Source organism: Sporosarcina sp. NPDC096371, assembly GCF_044762865.1.
In the GTDB taxonomy this organism is placed as follows: domain Bacteria; phylum Bacillota; class Bacilli; order Bacillales_A; family Planococcaceae; genus Sporosarcina.
In genome coordinates this window covers 1-1,231 of record NZ_JBIWFE010000022.1, presented here as the reverse complement: position 1 = coordinate 1,231, position 1,231 = coordinate 1, and the positions used below count along the sequence as shown (strand labels likewise).

1 protein-coding gene is annotated in these 1,231 nt (G+C 39.0%); it reads right to left on the bottom strand.

Annotated elements, in window-relative coordinates:
* Positions 1 to 340: 340 nt before the first annotated feature.
* Positions 341 to 1,231: transposase (locus tag ACIQ0H_RS21490; protein ID WP_403419296.1), on the bottom strand; the 891-nt coding region annotated here is incomplete at its 5' end.

The window sequence follows — 1,231 nt, the reverse complement described above, 5'->3', positions numbered from 1 at the left end:
CCATCACTTCTTGATGAATAGAAAATAATTTTTCACTTCATTTATAAACAGTGTTTTGAATTTATAGTTATAATTTACAAGCTAGGTGTACGCTCCGCTAAAACTAATGGAAATCATTAGCTTTTTTATCCACTATGTGATGCACAATGGATCTCTGCGATACTTATGACGACGTACCCTCCCATGTCTCTTAGCGTCATTTGCGCTTACATTCCTTCGTTCGGTCTATTCATAAGGCAGAGGCCTGCTATGCTGCTTCGGAGACTCTTAGTCTGAGTTTAGTTATTTTGCTGGCTTCTCCGTGTCATCCTTCTTGTTATAGTTTAATGAAAAGAATAGATTACGCTGCCTCTGAGAGACAGTAGAGGTCCTTCATCATATGTTGCTCGTTAAAAAAGACTTTCTTTTTGCAAATACCATGTAATACTTTCAGTAATTTACCACAGAGTATCACCATCGACTGCTTTCCCCTTAAGGGATTTTGTTGGCGTGTTGTGTAGTATTCATGAAGCTGTTTAAACGCTTCGTTATGACGAATTAGCGGTACTATTACTTTGAATAGAGTATTTCTAAGCTTCTTTCGTCCTCGTTTAGAGATATGTTTTTGTCCTTTATGTTGACCAGACGAGCTTTCACGTAATGTTAATCCCGCTAGTTTTATAAGTTGGCGTGGATTTTCATAAAGTGAGAAACTTCCTACTTCTGATAGTAAATCAACGATTGTCGCGTCTCCTAAACCAGGAACTGAAGCCAGTATTTCATATTCGATTGTTGTTTGTGCCATTTCTGCTAATTGATTATTTACAGTTTCAATTTCGGTTTCTAATAACCGATACTGACGTAAGAGCGTGGCGATTTCATGTCGGGCCATCTGTGTCCCTTCTGTCAGTCCGATAGAGTTTTGCGCGACTTCAATGAGAAGCTTGGCTTTCGGTAACTGAGGGGCTCTCATTCCCTTTACCTGTCGGTAAAGAAAGAGTAGCTCTTCAGCTGTTTTTACTTTAATATCTTTTGGTAATGGCGTCATTTCTAGTGTTGCAAGTGCCATCTTCCCGAAATTAGGAAAGACTTGAGTAAACTCTGGAAAGTAGCGATCCAGCCAACGAATGATTCGATTTTTGATACTAGCCAAATCCTCCGTCAATTTTGAACGAAGAGTAGAACCAATACGAAGCTCAGCTTCAATGTCTTTCAGTATACGTGGATAACTGAAACGTCCATCCTTTAATAA